General features: G+C 71.8%; 1 pseudogene. It reads left to right on the top strand.

The window, feature by feature from the left end:
* Positions 1 to 83 precede the first annotated feature (83 nt).
* Positions 84 to 383: pseudogene (locus tag ACFHWS_RS28595) on the top strand (hypothetical protein); the annotation flags it as partial.

The following is a 383-nucleotide window of genomic DNA, read 5'->3' as shown; positions in this document are numbered from 1 at the left end:
TTGGACTCCGATCAAGTCGACTGGCTGGTCGAGCAGGTGGACGCGCTGCTGGACTGGGACCCGCCGGTGGGACGGCCGCGGGCGTGCCGCTGGACACGGCGCTGGTGATGGTGCTGTTCGGGCTGCGGCACAACCTCGCGTCGGACGTGCTCGGTGAGGTGTTCGGCCGCGGCTCGACGACCGTGGAGCGCTACCGGGAGGAGGTGGAACCGTTGGTGGACGAGGTGTTGACCCCGCTGTACGAGCGGGTCCGTGACCCGGCCCGTCGGGACGCGGTCCTGGTCGATGGTCTGGTCGCGCCGGCCGGGGAACGCGACGACGTCGACTTCGGGCCGTACCGGGAGGCGGGAGAGGCCGTATTCGTGCCGCGTGGCCCGGTCGGC

The organism is Micromonospora sp. LOL_013, from assembly GCF_048060315.1.
GTDB lineage: Bacteria > Actinomycetota > Actinomycetes > Mycobacteriales > Micromonosporaceae > Micromonospora_E.
Note: the sequence above shows the minus strand (reverse complement) of the source record. Positions and strands in the feature narration are given on the sequence as shown.